The 20198-nt window shown below is 40.0% G+C and carries 14 protein-coding genes and 1 tRNA gene; 10 read left to right on the plus strand and 5 right to left on the minus strand.

The features are described from left to right. Positions 1–32 precede the first annotated feature (32 nt). From BRLA_RS04680 to BRLA_RS04695, 4 genes are all read left to right on the plus strand, one after another. Complete coding sequence (locus BRLA_RS04680; protein WP_003335199.1) at positions 33–755, plus strand: ABC transporter ATP-binding protein; 723 nt, start codon at positions 33–35, stop codon at positions 753–755. A gap of 19 nt (positions 756–774) precedes the next feature. Beyond that, positions 775–2256 carry a hypothetical protein gene (locus BRLA_RS04685; protein WP_003335198.1) on the plus strand — a complete coding sequence of 494 codons (1482 nt, stop codon included), beginning with the start codon at positions 775–777 and terminating at the stop codon, positions 2254–2256. A 134-nt stretch (positions 2257–2390) separates the two neighbouring features. Next, positions 2391–3404 carry an aldo/keto reductase gene (locus BRLA_RS04690; RefSeq protein WP_003335196.1) on the plus strand — a complete coding sequence of 338 codons (1014 nt, stop codon included), beginning with the start codon at positions 2391–2393 and terminating at the stop codon, positions 3402–3404. An 87-nt stretch (positions 3405–3491) separates the two neighbouring features. Continuing rightward, positions 3492–8735, plus strand: a complete 5244-nt coding sequence (locus BRLA_RS04695) for an SDR family NAD(P)-dependent oxidoreductase (protein WP_003335194.1) — start codon at positions 3492–3494, stop codon at positions 8733–8735. Positions 8736–8851: 116 nt separating this feature from the next. On the opposite strand, the gene BRLA_RS04700 is transcribed toward BRLA_RS04695, so the two are convergent. After that, a complete protein-coding gene (locus tag BRLA_RS04700) occupies positions 8852–9571 on the minus strand; it encodes a thioesterase II family protein (protein WP_051876104.1) in 720 nt (239 codons plus the stop codon). Positions 9572–10060: 489 nt separating this feature from the next. Continuing rightward, the gene (locus tag BRLA_RS04705) at positions 10061–10687 is read right to left on the minus strand and encodes a YdcF family protein (RefSeq protein ID WP_236867730.1); all 627 of its coding nucleotides are present in this window, start codon (positions 10685–10687) and stop codon (positions 10061–10063) included. A 42-nt stretch (positions 10688–10729) separates the two neighbouring features. Between BRLA_RS04705 and BRLA_RS04710 the strand changes: the two genes are divergently transcribed. The 3 genes from BRLA_RS04710 (at position 10730) to BRLA_RS04720 (ending at position 13463) form a co-directional block, all read left to right on the plus strand. Then, on the plus strand, positions 10730–11752 hold the full coding sequence (locus tag BRLA_RS04710) for an aminoglycoside adenylyltransferase domain-containing protein (protein WP_003335189.1): 1023 nt from the start codon (positions 10730–10732) through the stop codon (positions 11750–11752). A gap of 207 nt (positions 11753–11959) precedes the next feature. Further along, positions 11960–12997, plus strand: coding sequence for a methyltransferase (locus BRLA_RS04715; protein ID WP_003335188.1), 1038 nt, complete (start codon positions 11960–11962; stop codon positions 12995–12997). Positions 12998–13256: 259 nt separating this feature from the next. Next, the gene (locus BRLA_RS04720; RefSeq protein ID WP_003335187.1) at positions 13257–13463 is read left to right on the plus strand and encodes a helix-turn-helix transcriptional regulator; all 207 of its coding nucleotides are present in this window, start codon (positions 13257–13259) and stop codon (positions 13461–13463) included. Between the two features lie 176 nt (positions 13464–13639). Here BRLA_RS04720 and BRLA_RS04725 read toward each other — a convergent pair whose 3' ends face one another. After that, the gene (locus BRLA_RS04725; protein WP_022584540.1) at positions 13640–13990 is read right to left on the minus strand and encodes a BLB8/JUQZ-1 family protein; all 351 of its coding nucleotides are present in this window, start codon (positions 13988–13990) and stop codon (positions 13640–13642) included. Between the two features lie 822 nt (positions 13991–14812). Here BRLA_RS04725 and BRLA_RS04730 point away from each other — a divergent pair. Then, a complete protein-coding gene (locus BRLA_RS04730; RefSeq protein ID WP_003335183.1) occupies positions 14813–16831 on the plus strand; it encodes a serine hydrolase domain-containing protein in 2019 nt (672 codons plus the stop codon). Between the two features lie 307 nt (positions 16832–17138). Then, positions 17139–17690 (plus strand): GNAT family N-acetyltransferase, encoded by a 552-nt coding sequence (locus BRLA_RS04735; protein ID WP_003335182.1) that lies wholly within the window; start codon positions 17139–17141, stop codon positions 17688–17690. A gap of 177 nt (positions 17691–17867) precedes the next feature. Here the strand turns inward: BRLA_RS04735 and BRLA_RS04740 are convergent, their stop codons facing one another. After that, a complete protein-coding gene (locus tag BRLA_RS04740; protein ID WP_041751957.1) occupies positions 17868–18590 on the minus strand; it encodes a copper amine oxidase N-terminal domain-containing protein in 723 nt (240 codons plus the stop codon). Between the two features lie 353 nt (positions 18591–18943). On the opposite strand from BRLA_RS04740, the gene BRLA_RS04745 reads away from it, so the two are divergent. Next, the gene (locus BRLA_RS04745) at positions 18944–19600 is read left to right on the plus strand and encodes a DJ-1/PfpI family protein (RefSeq protein WP_003335180.1); all 657 of its coding nucleotides are present in this window, start codon (positions 18944–18946) and stop codon (positions 19598–19600) included. Positions 19601–20008: 408 nt separating this feature from the next. Here BRLA_RS04745 and BRLA_RS04750 read toward each other — a convergent pair. After that, positions 20009–20084 (minus strand) — tRNA-Ala (locus BRLA_RS04750). Positions 20085–20198: the final 114 nt, after the last annotated feature.

Genomic DNA, 20198 nt, shown 5'->3' on the forward strand with positions numbered 1-20198 from the left:
AAATGAATAGCTAAAGGAAGGAGAGGGAACCCATGGCAGTCATTGAACTAAAAAACCTTACGAAAAAGTATAATGAGGTCTATGCTGTTGATCATCTAAATATAGAAGTACCTCAAGGACATATTTATGCGTTTTTAGGTAGCAATGGGGCGGGAAAGACAACCACAATTAAAATGATGACGGGCCAATTGAACCCTTCAGAGGGAGAGGTTCTATTTCTAGGGCGCAATATTTGGCAGGATCGTGAGGCAAGAAGAATTGCGGGCTATGCTCCAGACGTTCCACTTCTTCATGAAGGATTGACAGCCAGAGAAATGGTACGCTTTGTGGGGGCTCTTTATGATAGTGACGAAGATCTGAATAAACGTGTTGACACGTTGTTAGAACATTTTGAGCTGGCAGATAAAGCAGACCAGCTTATTAAAGAATACTCATTAGGAATGAAACGAAAGGTTTCGATTGCTTGCGCATTGATTCATCGCCCTAAAATCTTGCTATTAGACGAAGTTACGAATGGATTGGACCCAAAGGCGACCCGTGAAGTGAAAAATTATATTCGACATTTTGCCAAAGAAGAGGGTGGTACTGTTTTTATTACGACCCATATTTTGGACATTGTTGAAGAATTAGCCGATACCATTTCCATCTTGCATAAAGGAAAAATCAAAGTGACGGGAAGCATGGAAGAATTGCGCCATGTGGCAGGCAATGAAGAAGGTCGATTGGAAGATATCTTTTTATCCGCTATCGAGTAGTAGGAGGTGACAGAATTGTATGTGGGCACAAACGAAATGGATTAGTTTCTTTTACACAAGACCCTTCTTTAATCGCTTTTTTATCCATAGTCCTTCTAAATGGATCATTTATGTGGGCTTGGGAACCATTGCTATTGCCATGTACTTTTCGGAGAATTTTGGGCAGCTTCTCTTACATGCCAGTCTCAGTGCTAGATTGATGCTTCTCATAGGGGAATGTATTTTTGTCGGTTTGCTTCGTGGCATGAATACGTTGACACAACAAATGTACGCTGATCGATTACTGACATTGTTTTATGTATCGGGAGTTTCTCCGTTTCGGATGATCCTTGGGCAATCTACTTCAAGTCTACCTCTGTACACGTGGTCATCCATTATGATTGCTATTCCATTAACGATTGGCTATTCCGCCATGGAAAGAGTTCTGTATGTTTTGTTATTCCTAGTCGTTTCTCTATTGATGATTTGGTTAACAGACATCTTAAGCCGATTTTTAATGGTTCTGACCATGCGGTTTTTCCCTATTATTGTCAAAACATTCGTAGGTATCTCCTCACTTGCCTATGTTGCTTTAATTGGCCTATTGGTTTGGGCATTGATTGAGGTTGAAACAATTTCTCCAGAAGCTTGGCAGAGCTTAGAGCGTTTTATGGTATATGTTTTGTGCATTTTCGCGGTCGGTCTTGGAGCGTTGTTTCTATTCTCTGAACAAATTGGAAGGTTTTATTACGAAAGCTGGCTGAACCATGCGGAGTCGCAAGATAGGACCAGACCAGAAACACAGGAAAATCTATCGAATTTGGTCAAAAACGCTCATGATGCCATCGTTTTTAAAGACATAACGCTATTAATAAGAAACCCCATCACAAAAATCCGTTTCTGGTTTTGGGTGATTGCTATTATTACTGGAGCAGTTGTAGCGAAGTCGGGCGTGGCCAGTTCCTTTTTAACGGAAGCGAACCAAGCCTATTATGTCCTGTTGTTCGTTTCCCTGCTTACAGCACTCGTTTTTGGTGAGATTGTATCAGCTCTCTACCAATTTGAAGAACAAAACTACATTCTTTATTATGTAGCGGCTGTAAAGGGAAGTACGATTTTCTGGGCAAAAACAATGATAGCTTCGCTCTTGGTGGTAGCCCCAGCGATTATAGGTCATCTCATTCTAGCCATTGTCCTGCAATTCTCTTTCATGGAGTGGCTACTAGGTGGATTCCTTATTCTTGGCTTTACCTTTGGCTCCATAATCGTTCAATTAAGTATAGCCTCCCTTGATAAGAAGGGGAGAGGTGGAGTTAATCTTAAAGAAGGCTCGGAAGAAGAGGAAATGCTTAAGCAATCCCCGAAAAAGCCAATTGCCATTGTATCGTCTATTATGGGATTGATTTATCTAGGCGTATGTCTTTGGTTATTTTGGATCAATATTGGCATTCCCATTCTAGCAACAATCGTGCTGCTTACCTTGCTATTGAGTTTGGTTGGAGTTCGTTATAGCGCGAGATAAAAAGAGAATAATGTAATTTTGTGTCATAAATTGACTTTGAAGGTCAAAAATGTAAATATTAAAATAAGTTGTGTTCTACTTCATTTGTCTACTTATCTGTCAAGAGTGAAAAATATGATAGCGGAGGTCGTTTTATGGATTATGTACAATTAGGTTCATCTGAGTTAAAGTGCTCCCGTATTGGATTAGGAACCTGGGCCATTGGCGGTTGGGCTTGGGGAGGTACCAATGAAAAAGATGCCATTCATGCGATCCATCGTGCTTTCGATATCGGGATAAATACGTTAGATACAGCTCCCATTTATGGATTTGGTTTATCAGAAGAAATATGCGGTAAAGCTATTAAGCAATATGGTCAAAGAGACAAAATTCATATCGCCACCAAGGCTGGCGTAGAGTGGGTAGGAGAAGAAGGCGTTTACTGGTGCAACTCCTCTAAAGAGCGTATTCTTCAAGAGTTCGAAGATAGCCTACGCCGTTTGCAAGTAGACTATATTGATTTATACCAGCTTCATTGGCCTGATCCGGGCTTACCGCTTGAAGAAACAGCAGAAATTTTTGCCCAGCTTCATAAGGAAGGCAAAATTAGAGCGATTGGGGTAAGTAATCTTTCCATTGAACAAATAGAACAGTGGCAAAAAGTAGCTCCGCTTCACAGTAGCCAAAACAGACTTAATCTGCTTCAAACAGAACATAAGGATACCTTCCTTTATTGCGATAAGAATCATATTAACACCATTACGTGGGGAACATTGGCACAAGGCTTGTTGACAGGAAAATTCACGAAAGACTCCACATTTGCTGAAGACGATTTACGCCATGGATATCCTTTATTTGCGCCAGAATATTTTGATCAGTATCTACAAGCAGTGGATCGTTTAAAAGAAATAGCTCAAGAAAAAGGAAAAACAATGGCACAACTGGCTGTACGTTGGACGTTAGATCACCCTGGAGTAAGCATATCTCTTTGGGGGGCAAGGAAGCCGTCTCAGTTAGACGAGGTATCTGGAGTAATGGGATGGTCTCTTTCAGCACAAGATGTAGAGCAAATTGATCAAATCATAAAAGAATCTCTGCATGATCCATTCCATGATCCGACATTGGGGCCACCTACTAAGGAAGAGTGGCAGGAGATGGGAGTTCTGTAAAAAAAGAAAATACCTTAGTTCTTCTTCATGGACTAAGGTATTTCTGTATAGAATTTTCATGATACGAACATAGAGCAGGAGGAGACAATGAGTATACAAAAGCAATCTCAGATCGTTTTGGATATGGAGAAGAGTCTCAAAGGCCTAGAATATATCGATGAAGTTCGTGTGGTACAGGAAGAAAAAAATATAGGCAACCGAATATTGCATGCAAAAGATTTAATCCCAACCATGATGAAACCGGACAGGGTAAAAGTAGATACACCAAAATCAGAGCTGCTGCGGCAGAACGAACGGATTGAAAGCTCCCTTCCCTTAGCAATTAGTCATGGGGATGAATTAAAGAGAACGGCTAGCAGTCCTACTACGTTAATTGATGTATTACTCGATGCTGCTAAGCTGGAGGATAAGGGAATCGTCTATGTTTTGGATAACGGAGATGAAATTGAAACGAGCTATCGACAGTTATTTGAGCAAGCTAAGCGCCTATTAAAGGGACTGCGGAACATGGGGATCAAGCCTCAAGATCGGGTTATTTTCCAATTTCAAAAAAATCAAAATTATGTTCCTATGTTTTGGGCTTGCGTATTAGGTGGGTTTATTACTGTACCGATTGCTACGTCTACCTCGTATGCAGAAAAGAATGCTGATACGATGAAGCTATACAATATCTGGAACATGTTAGATAAGCCAGTCATCATAACGGATGAAGATTTACTGGAGGAAGTTAACAAGTTATCGGCAGTTTGGGAAACAGATGAGTTTGTTATCAGCACGGCTGAGCAGTTAATGAATAATGATGAGGAACAAGAATTTTATACGTATCAAGAGGAAGATTTCGTCCTGTATTTGTTAACATCGGGTAGTACTGGTTTACCTAAATGCGTGCAGCATAGAAATGCCAGTCTGGTGGCTCGATCAATGGCCACAGCACAATTTAACCAATTTGACAGCGAAGAGGTTCTTTTATGCTGGATGCCATTAGAGCATGTTGGCGGATTGGTCATGTATCATATTTTAGGTGTTTATTTAGCCTGCCAACAGATATTACCACGAGTAGATTCATTTATTTCTCAGCCGCTGAATTGGTTGCATTGGATGGACAAGTATAAGGCTACCTTAACATGGGCTCCTAATTTCGCCTTTTCTCTGGTAAATGACCAAGAAAAGGCTATTGAAGAAGGTAGCTGGGATTTATCCAGTGTCAAACATATCTTAAATGGTGGAGAAGCAATTGTTGCTAAGACAGCTAAGCGATTTTTATCCATATTGCGTAAACATCAACTCCGTGACGATTGCATGTACCCCTCTTTTGGAATGTCTGAAACCTCTTCCGGTATTGTATTTTCCAAAACGTTCCGCAGTAAGCCTCAATCCGGCGTTCATTATGTAGATAAGATTTCATTTGAAACCCTACTTCGATTTGTAAATGATACGGAAAAAGAACATATTTGCTTTACAGAGGTAGGAGGACCTATCCCGGGTGTAAGTGTTCGAATTGTTGACGATAATAACCAATTGCTACATGAAAATCATATTGGCCGCGTGCAAGTCACAGGCCCTACAATCATGGCAGGCTATTATCAAAATCAAGAGGCCAATCAGGAGGCCTTTATTGGAGATGGCTGGTTTTTCACAGGGGACCTAGGATTCCTCAATGAAGGTCGATTAACCGTTACAGGTCGTCAAAAAGATATCATTATTATGAACGGCAAAAATTATTATAATTACGAAATTGAATCATTAGTAGAAAGTGTTTACGGGGTTCAATCTACGTTCGTAGCCGCCGCAGCGTTTATTGATACCTCCAAAAGCGTTGAGGAGCTAGCGATCTTTTTTACTCCTATAAATGATATAGATGAAAGATTCCTAGGTTTTATCATTACAGAAATTAGACGAACAGTCAGTAGGAATTTAGGTATAACACCGAAACACATCATTCCGATTAAGAAGGAAACATTTTCGAAAACGGAATCTGGAAAAATTCAGCGAAATAAATTCACTGAGAGACTATATGCTGGGGAATTTGATGAGATTATGAAGCAAATAGAGACACAAAATGAGGACCCGCATCAAACCTTTCCAGAATGGATGTATGCAAGAAAGTGGGAAGAACGCCCTATTTCTGTACTAGCCTCCCCGCTTCCGCAAGAAACGTATCTTATTTTCCGCGATAAATTAGGGCTGGGAGATCAATGGTCAGCCTTGTCTCAGAATGGTTCTAGCACGATGATTATAGTGGATCAGGGAGAAAGCTTTAAAAAGCGAGGAGAATTCCACTACGAAATAAACCAGCATGAGCAAAAGGATTATCAGTTACTATGTGAGGAACTAAAAAAAGAATCAGTAACCATTCATCATGTTCTACATCTATGGACATATCAGGAGGACTTGGATGAAGCAAAAAAAGAGCTGTCCTATCTAAAAGAAAGTCAATTTTTAGGTAGCTTTAGCCTTATTTTCTTGTTACAAGCTTTACATAAAGAAGTAGGTATGCCAAAAACGTTGACATTCGTTTCTTCCAATGTATTCTCGTTAGAAAATCCTGAACATTCAGCTTACGAGAAAGCAACAATTCCAGGAATCATTAAGACAATGAAGCATGAATTTCCTAATACAATCGCTAAATTTGTAGATATAGACACGAACCATCCTCCTTATCATCCATTGCAAGCGTTACAAGCAGAGCAGGGGCTTCCGGACGAGGAAAGCGTGGTTATTTATTCAAAGGGCAAACGATTTGTCCCGAAACTGCAACAGGTAAATCTTCAAGAAGCTAACAAAAAACCATTGCCGCTGGTAGAAAAAGGATTTTACGTCGTTACAGGTGGTCTTGGCGGGGTCGGCAAGCAAATTGCTCACTATTTGATTCAAAAGTTAGATGCAAATATTCTACTACTCGGAAAGACCGCGCTTCCAGGTGCAACTGACACAAATACTGGTACACAAAGTGAGCGCTATCGAGCACTTCGCGAATTAGAGAAGCTGACTACTAGAGAAAATCAAATCATCTATAAAAGCACGGATTTATCAAATGCAACAGTATTGGAAGAGGCAATTCATGAATCAATGTTAGGTATGAATGCGGAAAAAGTGGATGGCATTATTCATTTAGCTGGCGTCTATTATGAAAAACCATTATTGGAAGAATCTATTGAATCACTGGAACATATGTATGAATCTAAAGTAGCTGGAACCTATCTATTAGGCAAATTGGTTGAAAAATACCCTGAAGCTATTTTGGTTACCTCTTCTTCCTCCAGTGGCTTGTTATCAGGCTATGGAGTGGGAGCCTATACTTCCGCCAATATGTTTGTGGAGACATTTACGGATTATGTAGCACAAAAACGTGATGGCGTACAGTGCTTTGCATGGAGCTTATGGAATGATATCGGTTTAGGGCAACAATTTACAGATATGAAAGATTTATTGATAAGAAAAGGACATCAACCGATCTCTGCACAAAAAGGAATCTTTTCATTTGAATTAGGCTTGATGCTTGAACATAACATGCTGTATATCGGGCTGAATAAAGGGGTTTCCGAAATTGCAACGCTATGTTCTGAGGTGGTAGAAAAGGAACTAGTAACGACGGTTTATTTCTCCACTACCCATAATCAATTCTCCTTATCTGAAATGTACAACACTATTAGATTACACACCATTGATGAAAAGGGCCATTCCACAAAGGTTATTTTTAGACAGGTCGATCAGCTCCACTCAGATCAGGCTGAGGATCACCTTGTAAGTAATAACCGAAGAGTGGAAGAGGAAATCAAGCAGCTATGGTCTGAAATCCTACAGGTCGACCAGCTTCAGGCTTTTGATAGTTTCTTTGATTTGGGAGGAAGCTCACTAAAGGCAACGCAATTACTCTCCTCTGTACAGTCACGTTTTGGTGTAGCCATTCCTCTAAAGGTATTTTTTGAAAATCCTACAATTAAGGGATTAATCCATCGCATGGGAAATGTAGCTGGGACCAAGGCCAACGTCATGCGAATCTATGAGCCAGCTAAAAAGAGGGAAAAGATCATCGACTTATCTTCATCGCAAAGAGGGCAATGGTACTTATATCAAACGCGTCCTGACAGTCCTTTTTATAACATCACCTTCACTCTTACCTTTGAGGAAAATGTGAATAGACAAGCTTTATTAAAAAGCATACAGGCGGTTATTCAATCACAGGAAGCACTACGTTCCGAAATCAGAATGATCGAGGATGATCCAAAGCTATTTATCCACGATACCTATGTAGTGGGGATACCGATTATCGATTTATCCTCCTATCCTTTGGAACAAAAAGAACAGAAACTGGAAGCCTTGATTGATACGGAAGCAAACACTCCTTTTCAAATGATGCAGGAGTCTCTGTCAAGATTTACCCTTATTCATGTTGGCGACAATGTACACATCCTATTAGGAAGCATGCATCATATTATTTCAGACGGCTGGTCAATACATGTATTTACCAAAGAGCTATTACGTTTTTATAAGGAAATACAAGAAAACGGTGTGATTGATAGGAAAGAGCTAGATTATACCTATACAAACTATCTGCTAGACCAAAAGGAATGGCTGACAAAAGAGAACCCAGAATATGCTGATCAACTATATTATTGGAAAGAGAACTTGGCAACTGAAACAGCACCATTAACCCTGCCTATTCAACTCTCACGTCCAGCTATTCAAAGCTATCAAGGGATGACCATTGAACAGCTTGTGACCCAGGAGTTAACACAAAACATCATGGAAGCAAGTAAACATATGAAATCTACACCGTATATGTTTTTACTTTCTACTTTTGCGGCGCTATTATTCCGCTATTCCGGGCAGGATACCTTCCGTCTTGGGACGGTTTTAGCGAATCGGAACATGCCGCAAACAGAAAAGATTATCGGCTATCTAGCCAATACGGTGACACTATCCTTTGATTTCAAGGAAGAGCTCACTTTTGACCAATTACTAGATAAGGTAAGAGGAATGGCGTTAGAAGCGCATGATAATCAGAATGTCCCACTAGAAACTGTTTTACGCGAGTTACAAGTAAGGCATACTGCCGATATGGCGCCTTTGTTCCAAATTGTCTTCACAATGCAAAATGCGGTACAGCATCTCTATCAAAATGAACAAATAAAAACCTACTTGGACATTGTTTCCAATAAAACCTCTAAGTACGATCTAAGCTTACATGTTTATGAAGAGGAGCACCAATTGCGACTTAAGCTGGAATTCAATACCGACTTATTTGAAGAAGAAGCAATGAAAACCTTGTTGGGACATTACCTGAATTTTATTCAAGTGATCACCAACGATAAGGTACACACAGGATAATCCAGAAAGCAAAAACGCTCAACAATATCTGCTTCTATAACGGTAAAAAGGCATTTCCTCCAGATCGGGTAGGAAATGCCTTTTTTATAGGTATGATGAGATAGCTAACGTATCGTTTATACCTTGAGCATAGTTGACAGCAAGGTTTGATTAACTAGGCTGATCACAGCCTGCTCGTGCTCCTGAATGAAGAAATGCCCGCCGTCAAAGGTGGCAAAGCTGATATCTTCACTTGTATGTCTACTCCATTCTGTCATTTTATCTACAGATACGGTGTCATCCTTTGTCCCATAGAGAACCGTAACCGGTGTGGTAATAAGCTCTCTATTCAGATTAGGTGCATACGTTTCTACTAATTTAAAATCTCTTTTAAGAATAGGCGTGAAGATGTCCATTAACTCTGTGCTTGTCATCAGTTCGGCTGGAGTTCCGCCCATTGATCTAACTTCCTCCCAAAACGCTTTGCCTTCAAGCTTGTGGCGATTCGTTGTGGGTGCGATATGGGGAGGATTCTTTCCAGAGAAAAAAGTGGTGATTGGCATAGGAGCATTTTGCTCTTTTAAAGCATGAAGCACTTCAAAAACGAGCAAGGCCCCCATGCTATGACCAAACAATGCATACGGGCTGGAATCTAATTTACTCTGTAAGAACGACAAAATATCGGACACCGCTTGCTCTATATTTTCGTACAGAGGCTGGTTAAACCGACTTCCTTTCCCGGCAAGCTCAATAGGGATTAGCTCTATATTTGGGAGAAAAGCTTTTTTCCAACTGGTGTATACGCTAGCAGATCCCCCGGCATAAGGGATACAAAATAATTTCATTTTGGTTGACACTTGTAACCTCCTTGTTTTCCTACCAGTACTAGTTGCAGGATGTATGTTTTGATAAGTCAGTATTTTTACATTATACAATAAATGAAGGGTATTTTTTACTTTTTTGCTCATTTTTGTGCCCTAAAATATGATGCAATCAGAAGCGGAGGGAACAAAAGTGAAAATGCCGGTAAGAAATGTATGCCAATTGGAAGCATCAAATACGAATACATTTTTAAAAAAAGACGGCTTAGTTCCGCAATGGAAGGGATATCAGACACATAATCCAAAAAGACTATGACTTTTTAGTTAAATGAATAGGTAATATGAGTAAAGAACTAGGTGAAATACACTTTTAGTGAAAAAAATAGCGGCTAATGTAAAAAAAGTACGGTATTCTAAAAGAATATGAAAAATCATCTAGCAATATATAGATATTTTTGCATGAATTCATGGGAATTCAGTCTCTGTTATTTTTAAAACATCTGACCGAAAATGAAAGAAGGGAAACTATTTATTTCCCTTCGCCTTTTCTTGGGCAGGCAGTACCAAAAGCTTATGATAGATCCATTTGGTATACGCAAAGCCTTCCTTCACACGATAGTAAGGGATATAGATGCTTGCTGAGTCGGTTCCAACCGGGTATGCATCCATTGCTAATACATTGGCCATTTCCATGGCACGCATTAAATGATAATTATGGCTTACGATCAATGCTGTGTGATAGCCATTTTCCTGCATGATTTTCTGGCTGAAGCTGAGGTTTTCTAGCGTATTTACAGCCTTGTTTTCTAGGTAGATGCTGGAGGCAGGGACCCCTTTCTTTATAAGATAAGTACTCATAACATCAGCTTCGCTATGCTCTTTCCCTTTTCCAAGTCCGCCAGAAACAATAATGGATTTTATGTATTTTTGCTGATAAAGCTCGAATGCTTTTTCTAAACGTTCTGCCAAGGCGGGACTGGGCTGATCACCATGGACAGCGGCGCCAAGCACAATCGCAACATCGGCAGGCAGTGGCACAGCCGAACGTTCTACCTGAGCCATTCTATAAAAGATGAAGCTAAACCATAGGATGGCCAATACAAAAATAGGGACTCCCACGCGTAGCATCCCTTTTTTTAGGAACAGTAACAATTTACTCGCCTCACTATTCAATAGAATTATAGGATGATGGAAATGACTTGGTCAAAACCTAGTAAAACTGCATATGTAACCACAAGCGTACTTCAAGATTTATCCGATCAGTCGGCACCAGATGATGTATATGCTTCTTCTGCGCCTACGAATGTCGGTTTTGATAAATTGATACGTGGAAACAAAAGAAAAGGATTTTTATCTTCAGCGGCCTATCGAAACGCTAACCATTCGTTTGATTCTTGCCATTCTGATGATCGGCTTGCTGCGTCTCACTCTTCTAAAAGAGTACAAAAGCTGCCAAACGAAATTGAGCGCCCTCTTCAAAGCTTTCTGAATGGGCTGCAAAATCTCCTTGGATCACAGCTCATCGGCTTTTATCTATATGGTTCTATTGCGTTAGATGCGTATGTTCCTGGCGAGAGTGATATTGATTTCCTCTGTGTTACAGATGGCGATTTACAAGAGGTGGATATGTGGCTGATCGAAAAGCTATTTTTCGATCAGATGGCTATATATCCAATTCTCGCTAAGCTAGAAGGAAATTTCCTCGCGGCACATCGGCTACCATTACATAATCGCTGCGAATGCGCCCAGTGTTTTGAGGGGGCTTATTTAGTCAAATCGCCCCGAGATTGGAACGCCATTACATTACTATTATTACGTAATCATGGAATTCCTTTGCTAGGACCAGCTACAACTGAAATAATACCAGAGGTTTCTGCCTCAGAGTTAGCGAATAACATGATTGGGAACCTACTGTATTTTGAAATAAATAGGGAGCATTATTTTAATCGAGGTCTACATGACCAGGTTTTTGCGGTACTAACGCTGTGCCGGATTCTATATACGATGCGCACCGGTGAAGTTGTGAGTAAGCAAGCCGCTGCTGAATCGGTATTGTCTCAGTTGCCAGCTCTCGGAAAGGTCATCATCAAGAGAGCGCTACGTGTATGGGAAAAACGACCAGATGCAGTTAGGATGGCAAAAACCGGTACAGATCTCGCTCCAAAGGATAAGCTTCTAGAGTTTGTTTCGATTGTAAAGAAGCTTGCAGTGGATTAAAGGTAATCAATCTCTCACAAATAGTAAGACGTAACATAGATGATGAACGTAACGTCTTTATGTAAAAAAACATGTAACGTGGATTTTGCATGGAGAAGCTACTATTCACATTTTTTGTGCGTCTTATTTTGTTTTACAAATATACATTTAGTGCCAAAAGAGTTATAATTATGAATGTTTCATCTAAATAATGGGAGGTGCTTGTTCATGTTTTTAAAGGAAAAGGATACAGCCGAAATGCCGGCACATGTAGCTCTTCTTGAGAAACTATTTATGCCCTTCATGTTTCAAGCGATCTATGTAGCCGCAGATTTACACCTTGCTGATCATCTCAAGGATGGGGCAAAAAGTATCGGTGAACTAGCTCAAGTAACACAGACAGATGAATCAGCTCTTTATCGTCTACTACGCTCCTTAACTAGCATGGATATTTTCAAAGAAAGCGAAAAGGGAATCTTTGAGCTGACGCCAATGGCTGAATGGTTAAGAAGTGATGTGGAGGGTTCACTACATTCCATGGCATTGATGTTAGGTGGACAACCAATGTGGAACCTATTACCGGAATTACTGACGAGTATAAAAACAGGCGAATCATCCTTCGAGAAAACCTTCAAGCAATCCTTTTATGAATATTTAAATCAATCAGAGAATAAAAAAGCTGGAGATATCTTTAATCTAGCGATGTCTCATAATACACAACGACAGATTAAACAAATCCTAACCAATTACGATTTTTCCTCTTATCATCAAATCATAGATGTGGCAGGTAATCATGGGCAGTTACTTACAGCGATTTTAAAGGAAGCATCGGATAGTAAAGGGATCATATTTGATCAGCCTTATGCCCGTGAACTCGCTTTAGCTAACCTAAATAAGGCACAAGTATCCGATCGATGCGAATTTGTAGTAGGTGATTTTTTCAAAGAGATTACAAAAGGCGGAGATTTATATATTCTCAAGCATATCCTACACAATTGGAATGATGAGAAAGTGCTTGAAATTCTTACGCAATGTAGAGAAGCAATGGGGGATAGCAGTAAACTCTTAGTGATTGATTCCGTCATTGAAGAAGGAGACTCAAAAGATTTGGCGAAATTCCTTGATTTACAAATGCTACTTCTACTGGGAGGAAAGGAACGGACGCAGGAAGAATACTCCCAATTATGCGAGGCAAGCGGATTGTTTATTCACAGGGCGATTAAACTGCCGATGAGCATGTCTTTACTGGAGATTTATCCAAAGTAGAGTATTTTATCTAGCATGGAAAAAATATCGGAATAGAACGGCCCCTATGTTTAGATGCGAGCTGATGGGCTGATAATGCTGTCTGAAGCGAAGGAATGTTCGCTCTCAGGCATTTTTTTTGTGTAGTCAATCTGGATTCATCCTATGATTGAGAGGGAGCAGGCAGGGGTAAAGTGTTTTGTAAAATATATTTGACATTTGTGATCCTTTCCTAGTAAGATGATGTCAAATGTGTTTTACATTTTTGAGAGGGGATTTCATGGAGAATAAGATAAAGGAATATCGGAAAGCGCTTGGGCTGTCCCAGGATGATTTAGCCAAAGCATGCGATGTTTCAAGGCAGACGATAAATGCAATTGAAAATAACAAATACGATCCCAGTCTGGTTCTTGCTTTCCAGCTTTCTTATGTATTGGGCGGGACTGTTGATACTATTTTTATGTTTAGAAAAAATGAAAAGCCATAAGAGTAGTCTCTAGAAGATTTCGCAGCGACCCTTTAGTGTGGATTTATCATGAAAAGATTGGCAGGTAGTAGGATACCATTGTGTGGATATCTCCAGAGTTATTTTATAGTAGAACCCAAAAATCTCTCTAATCGATCAGAGAGATTTTTTGTATGCAGTCCTGTATCTAATACTGATTAGTAGGGCACAGTTATATTTCGGATATAGTTCAACATCCCGTTTTTGTAGACATAAATGGACGCATTGCCAGGCTGAACTGCGGTAAATTTATTAAACTGAGTACTACTATCGTATTCAACCCTGATAACCTCACGACTTTGAAATACTTTTTGCGACCAGCCATCCTTCGTGCTTATTCTGATATGTGAGCCAAGATTCCATGTTTCATTAGAGGTGCGAATTGATGCTGAGACGTTACTAGAGTGTTTGGCTGGTGTAGCCATTGCACTTGATGCTGGTAAAAATGGTGTTACTGTGATCCCAAGAGCTAAAGAGAAAGCAAATAATGTTGAGACAGCTTTTTTCATCAAGGAAGCCCTCCTTACATTTTTGAATAGTACAACAACTATGTTACCTTTAAAATCAAATTATGTAAATTAAATCCATGGAAATCGGAAAGCTCTATAATCCGATTACTTTTTATTCTAGCTTTTTGTTTACGACCAAGAAGTATGAAAAGCTTCTATAAGGATTTTCTTGATGTCTATTGGAGAGTGGCAAGCTACTACGCATATGCCGTTTACTCTTTTAGCAAACTAAGGAATAGATTTTTTACCTTTTACCATAGCTTCTTCGCAAATCCTTGACCTGTAGCCTGAGAACAGATGGAGGAATTTTTGATTTGTATAAAAGCATTCGTTTGATTGCGAAGCCGTCTCTCTTAAGCATGAGGGTGTGGCCCTCGCTTCCTCTCGGGAAATGACTCCTCGTCTCGAATTGCCATGAGTGTTTCTTGTTAATGTGCTCGCGATAAAGGAAAAGTGATTCACTGGCATTCAAACAGATTAAGAATACAGAGCAGGGAGCACAACCTAATGTTTACCTCGACTTATACCCCGTAGGATAGGCAAGAAAAAGCCTATGCCATCACCTCACCAAAGCCACAGTGATGTAGAATAAAACACATTTTTATGACTCTAATCAGCATACAACGAACGGGAATAAGCTTTATTGGTTACGACAGCTATTTTTGTAGCTTCGTGATAGAAATCTCACAGCTCACAAAAGGATAACGCATGTCAGTTCTTACAAAAGGAGTGATCTTGTGATCTTCTAGACGAACTCAGAACGAATGGAATGTCGGACGAAACGGCCATGTACGTGAAAATAAAACCAAAAGGAGAGTATCTATGCCTATCCATGAAATGCTTCGGTTAAAAATATGTAAGGTATTAGGTCTGACCCTGCTTATTTTTTCACTGATTGCTACACCGATGATTTATGCAGCGGAGACGAAAGTAAACCCGACTGGGCCCACGAATGCAAAAGAAGTAGAGAAGTTTGCTGATCAATTTTTCAACCGTCCCAAAATCAAAGAAAAGCTCACCGGTGCTGCTTTTGTTGTCGTGAAGGATGACCAAGTATTGTTCAAGAAAGGCTACGGATATGCTGATCTGGAGAAGAAGCGGCCTGTTGATCCAGACTCTACTGTATTTCGTATCGCTTCGATTTCTAAAATCTTCACGTCCACAGCAGCCATGCAGCTCGTCGAACAAAATAAGCTAGACCTAAATAAGGACATTCAGGAGTACCTGAAGGATTTCACTCTCAACAATAAAACAGGCAAAAAGCTCACCTTGGATCACTTAATGTCACATATGACTGGCTTTGAGTATACCGATCTTCCTTCTATGGATACAGAATCACCCAACAAGTATTATCCATTGGATGAATTTGTTAAACAGAATGCTCCAAGCATTGTATCCAATCCTGGAGAGGTGTTTCGGTATGACAATTATGCTTTCGTCTTGCTAGGATACATTGTACAGAGCATGACCGGTGTACCATTTCATCAGTATGTGGAGAATCATATTTTTAAACCTCTAGGCATGAATAGCAGTAGTTTTATCATGAGACCCGATATACATGCTAATCTGGCTACTCCATATGATGGCGCAAAAAAACCAATTCCTGAATATGGTTCGATTCCTACAGATGCACCAGACGGGAGTATGCTATCGACTGCAGGTGACATGGCGAAGTTCATGATCGCTCATCTTAATGGTGGTAAGCTTGCAGGGAAACAGATTTTGCAGGAAAATACGGCAAAAACCATGCATCAGGTTCGCCATAATCTTCACCCAAAAATTCAAAATGGCGCATACGGATTCGAAACATTTTTCCAAAACCATTACAATCAACAAGCTGTAATAGGTAAGGGAGGGGATTTGCCTGGATACCATTCTTGGATGTGGCTTTTACCCGAAAAGAAGGTGGGGGGATTTGTTGTTTTTAATGGAGATGGGGCGAATTTTCGTGAAGAGCTGTTCAAAGCGTTTATGGATCATTACTATCCAAAACCAGTAGAAGATAAGGTAGATGTACAAACCACCAAAAAAGGGCTGCAACGGTTTGTCGGCGTTTATCAGGATTTACGCTCCCCGTATTGGGTGTTTCGAGTCAATGTATTAGACGACGGACAACTGATGGTTAAAGACCCTTTAGGTAATCATAAGTTTCGGCAAAAGGACCCGTTTTTGTTTGAAGATGAGCAAGGAATGAAAGCTGCGTTTAAAGCAAATCCGAATGGCTCAGTTGACTATTTTTATTACAATAAGGTGGATAGCTGGGCGCAAAAGAGACCAGAGCCAAAACCATATAGTGATGTCGCTAAAGACCACGAATTTGCCAAATATATTTACGATGCTAAACAGCTTGGGTATCTAGTTGAAACTCCCGACAATAAGTTTCACCCCGAAAAGCCAATTACTCGGGGAGAATTTATTGCTCAATTACTACGCGTTATAGGAGTTCCGCCTTCTAAAAAACCGCCAATGTTTAAGGATTTACCTGGTAATGAATACGCTGGGGAAATTCAAAGCGCTCTAGATTACGGGCTCGTAGAAAAACCAAATCATCAACGAATTGAGCCAAATAGACCAATTACCAGAGAAGAGGCGGCAATACTCGTTTGGCGGGTGGCCAATAAAAAACAGGTACCTCCTTCTGCAAAAGTGTCTTTGAGCGGCAAAACAGATTCCTGGGCTATGGATGGAGTTAACTATGTAGTCTCAAAGGGCTTGTACGGTCCAGAGGTTAAACCAAATAGTCGAGGAGAAATCGATTATAAATCCAAGCAGCCAATGCTTCGTCAGGAGGCGGCTGCACTGATCAGCTTATTTGCACAACGCTTTGTTTCGAGCGAATAGGAAAGGAGAAATAAAGCCCTGCTACCTTTGCAAGGTTTGACGCCTAAGAAGGACTGTATGTCTAAGGAGCAGAGGATACACATGACTCCACAGAGAACAGTAGGATTCTCTGTGGAGTTTTATTTGTAGTCAGGTTATGAGAAAGTTCAGGAAGTAAGCTGGGATTATTTAGAAAAATATCTTGTTATAAAAGAAGAAATACGTAATAATGTCTGTAGCTTTATATTTTTCTTATGAAGGGAATGAGTTATGCCAGGTAGCTGATGGTCTTTTCTTACTCAACGTATAAAACATTGGAGGTAAGACCATGAAAACAGAAGTAATCATTGTAACAGACAGATTAGTAGTAAGAGAAATGACGCTTGAAGATGCAGAGGTTCTATATCGCTATTGGTCAGATGACGAAGTAACAAAGCATATGAACATCTCTTCCTTTACACAGGTTGATCAAGCTAAAGAAATGATACAACTCCTCCTTGATTTAGGGAAGGAAGGGAAAGCATATCGTTATTCCATTGTAGTAAAGGAAACAAACCAAGTCATTGGAACTTGCGGGTTTAATTATATAGATCGTGAAGATAATCGAGCTGAGATTGGATTTGATTTGGGGAGACCATTTTGGAAGAAGGGCTATGCTAGAGAAGGCCTAGAGGCGCTGGTTCGCTATGGATTTGATGTCCATAAGCTTAATCGAATTGAGGCAAAGGTTGAACCAGAGAATGTCAATTCAAAGATGGTTCTAAATAAGCTCTCCTTTGTTCACGAAGGACTGCTACGAGAACACCAAAAATCAAAAGGAAAGTATGTTGATTTACACATGTTTTCGTTACTGAAAAAAGAGTATCTTGAAAAGGAATAAAGAATTTCTCTTGAGATAGAGCATATAGTTAGTATCCTGAATAATGAGTAAGATCCCCTTTACGTAACCAGGAAGAGAAATACCTTGCTGTTACTTAAAGGGGAATTATAATGGGAAGTAGAAATTAACATGAGAAAGGGCGATCCTAATAGGTCGCCCTTTCTCATATTAGCTTTATTAGTTTTCCGTAAGCGTAATCTTACCAGTGGATGCTTTTCCTTTGAAATCATACAAATCTTCATCTTCATCGGTATCAGTAATGGTACCTGTAATGTCTGCATCTTCAAAGGTAGAATCTTTCCATACCATTTTACAAATCTTTGTTACAAAATCCTTTAGATCATCCTCATCTAGATCATCGTACAGGTCTCCGTCCGCGTCCCTATCGAACTCAATCGTGATTTCGATATCATCTTCATCACCGTATAGGGTAATATCCCAGTCAATATCTTCCCAGTCAGCGTATTTTTTCTGGATATCATATTCAAGATCGTCTAAATCGTCGCTTTTGCTACTCTTTTTGCTTTTATCCAATTCATCTTGAGCATCCCGTAATTCTCTTTCCAAATCAGCAATTTTAGCGTCTTTGGTAGCCAATTGAGATTTCAATGAAGAGAAGGTTGGGTCTTCACGGTCTGTTACAGATACTGTGTAGGTTGCTTGATCCCAATCAACGTTTTTGTTGAACACATCTGCCATCATACGAATTGGAATGTAAGTTGTGCCATTCACAATAAATGGTTCGGTTGGAGTTGAAACCTCATAGCCGTTATGTTTTACCTTTACATTATTATACGTAGCTTGTACCGTTTTTTTCATAACAGCTGCATCAGTTGTCGCAGGTAGTGCTCCAATTAATAGAGCAGAGGATAATACGAGAATTGCCTTCTTTTTAAACATCATGATCCCTCCAAGTAATCGTTCTTTCTAGTGCTGAATTTTGTACCAAAGCAAGAAGTTTGTCTGTTGTAAGAATAGAAAAATGCTGAAATTCTTTCCGGTTCTAACAATTTAGAACCTCAACTCCTTGGCTAACCCTTGTCATTTTACAAAAGAAAGAAGTCATGCAGATGTCAAAACAAAATGTTTTTTAGGGAATTTATGACAATGATGGAGTCGGGATTGAGTAATCAGCAACAAAAGAAGCCCAAACGTGGAAATGTGCTCTTCACAAAACCGACACTAATATACTGTAGAGGGGTATAGTACAATGATTTTGAGTTGATAAATCATTATGTTGGGGGAGAGATATCATGAAAGTCGCAATTATGCTTTACAATGGGATTACTGCGCTAGATGCAATAGGGCCGTATGAAGTATTTGCTGGTGTAAAGGGCAACGAAGTGAAGTTTGTCGCCAAAGATAAGGGTTTAATCAAGCTTGATTCTAAAATGGGGTATTTGCATGCCGATTTTAGTTTTTCTGAGGTTACATCGGCTGATATTCTTGTCGTCCCTGGTTGTTGCCCTCCTAACTATAAGTCTTTGATGAATGACGAAGACACATTGAACTGGATTCGGAAAATACATAAGACGACGAAGTGGACCACATCGGTGTGTACCGGTTCTCTGATTTTGAGTGCGGCAGGCTTGCTAAAGGGATTGAAGGCAACCAGTCATTGGAGTTCCTTAGATTTACTTCAGTCCCTTGGTGCTATCCCAACTGATGAGAGAGTGGTTCGTCAGGGCAAAATCGTTACAGCGGCCGGTGTTTCCTCCGGTATCGACATGGCCCTCCAGCTAGTAGCATGGGAATCGGGAGAAGAGATGAGCAAATCAATCCAACTGCTTATGGAATACGATCCTATGCCTCCGTTTGATACTGGATCACTAAAGAAAGCCCCAGCTTCCATGGTAGAACAATTACGAGCGATGCTTCAAAAGCTTGAAAACAAAGAGCCTGAATTATAAATCACATATAAGACGTAAGTAATCTAGCTGAGCTTAATGAGTTTTCCCTTAGCCAGTTACTGTGTAAAGTATACCAATGTTAAGTGGTATCGATGTAGCTCCAGCTTATCGTCATTATCATGAAAACAGATATCTACATACAAAAAAAGCATCATTCTTTCTTTATACTCATAGAAAGGATGATGCTTTTTTGGCCTAGCTGGGGGCAATAGGAGTAAGTCCCTTACTGCCAAAACAAAAACGCTCCTTTTCGGTATATTCACGGGTGAGTGAAGAGAGTGAACTAACACCGAAAAGAAACGTTTTATAAAAGCGTGTAAGCCGTTGAATGATCCGATCGTTCTCCTCTGAACTTAGCGATTACCAAGGATAAGAATCTGGATTAATCTTGGCTATGATAAAAAATGATGGTGGACCCTATCGGGATCGAACCGACGACCTCTACACTGCCAGTGTAGCGCTCTCCCAGCTGAGCTAAGGGCCCACATTTAGTGAACTTATGGAAAAAGTATAGCATAGTGTCTTCTTCTTATGCAACAAAAAAACTTAAAATTTTGCCATTTATCATTCAAACATGTACATATTATAAATATAAGAC

The sequence above is a fragment of the Brevibacillus laterosporus LMG 15441 genome, from assembly GCF_000219535.2.
GTDB lineage: Bacteria > Bacillota > Bacilli > Brevibacillales > Brevibacillaceae > Brevibacillus_B > Brevibacillus_B halotolerans.

Bases quoted from the DNA above. Each gene is read 5' to 3' on its own strand.
- BRLA_RS04680 (WP_003335199.1), top strand. From the start codon at position 33: ATGGCAGTCATTGAACTAAAAAACCTTACGAAAAAGTATAATGAGGTC.
- BRLA_RS04685 (WP_003335198.1), top strand. From the start codon at position 775: ATGTGGGCACAAACGAAATGGATTAGTTTCTTTTACACAAGACCCTTC.
- BRLA_RS04690 (WP_003335196.1), top strand. From the start codon at position 2,391: ATGGATTATGTACAATTAGGTTCATCTGAGTTAAAGTGCTCCCGTATT.
- BRLA_RS04695 (WP_003335194.1), top strand. From the start codon at position 3,492: ATGAGTATACAAAAGCAATCTCAGATCGTTTTGGATATGGAGAAGAGT.
- BRLA_RS04710 (WP_003335189.1), top strand. From the start codon at position 10,730: ATGACTTGGTCAAAACCTAGTAAAACTGCATATGTAACCACAAGCGTA.
- BRLA_RS04715 (WP_003335188.1), top strand. From the start codon at position 11,960: ATGTTTTTAAAGGAAAAGGATACAGCCGAAATGCCGGCACATGTAGCT.
- BRLA_RS04720 (WP_003335187.1), top strand. From the start codon at position 13,257: ATGGAGAATAAGATAAAGGAATATCGGAAAGCGCTTGGGCTGTCCCAG.
- BRLA_RS04725 (WP_022584540.1), bottom strand. From the start codon at position 13,990: ATGAAAAAAGCTGTCTCAACATTATTTGCTTTCTCTTTAGCTCTTGGG.
- BRLA_RS04730 (WP_003335183.1), top strand. From the start codon at position 14,813: ATGCCTATCCATGAAATGCTTCGGTTAAAAATATGTAAGGTATTAGGT.
- BRLA_RS04735 (WP_003335182.1), top strand. From the start codon at position 17,139: ATGAAAACAGAAGTAATCATTGTAACAGACAGATTAGTAGTAAGAGAA.
- BRLA_RS04740 (WP_041751957.1), bottom strand. From the start codon at position 18,590: ATGTTTAAAAAGAAGGCAATTCTCGTATTATCCTCTGCTCTATTAATT.
- BRLA_RS04745 (WP_003335180.1), top strand. From the start codon at position 18,944: ATGAAAGTCGCAATTATGCTTTACAATGGGATTACTGCGCTAGATGCA.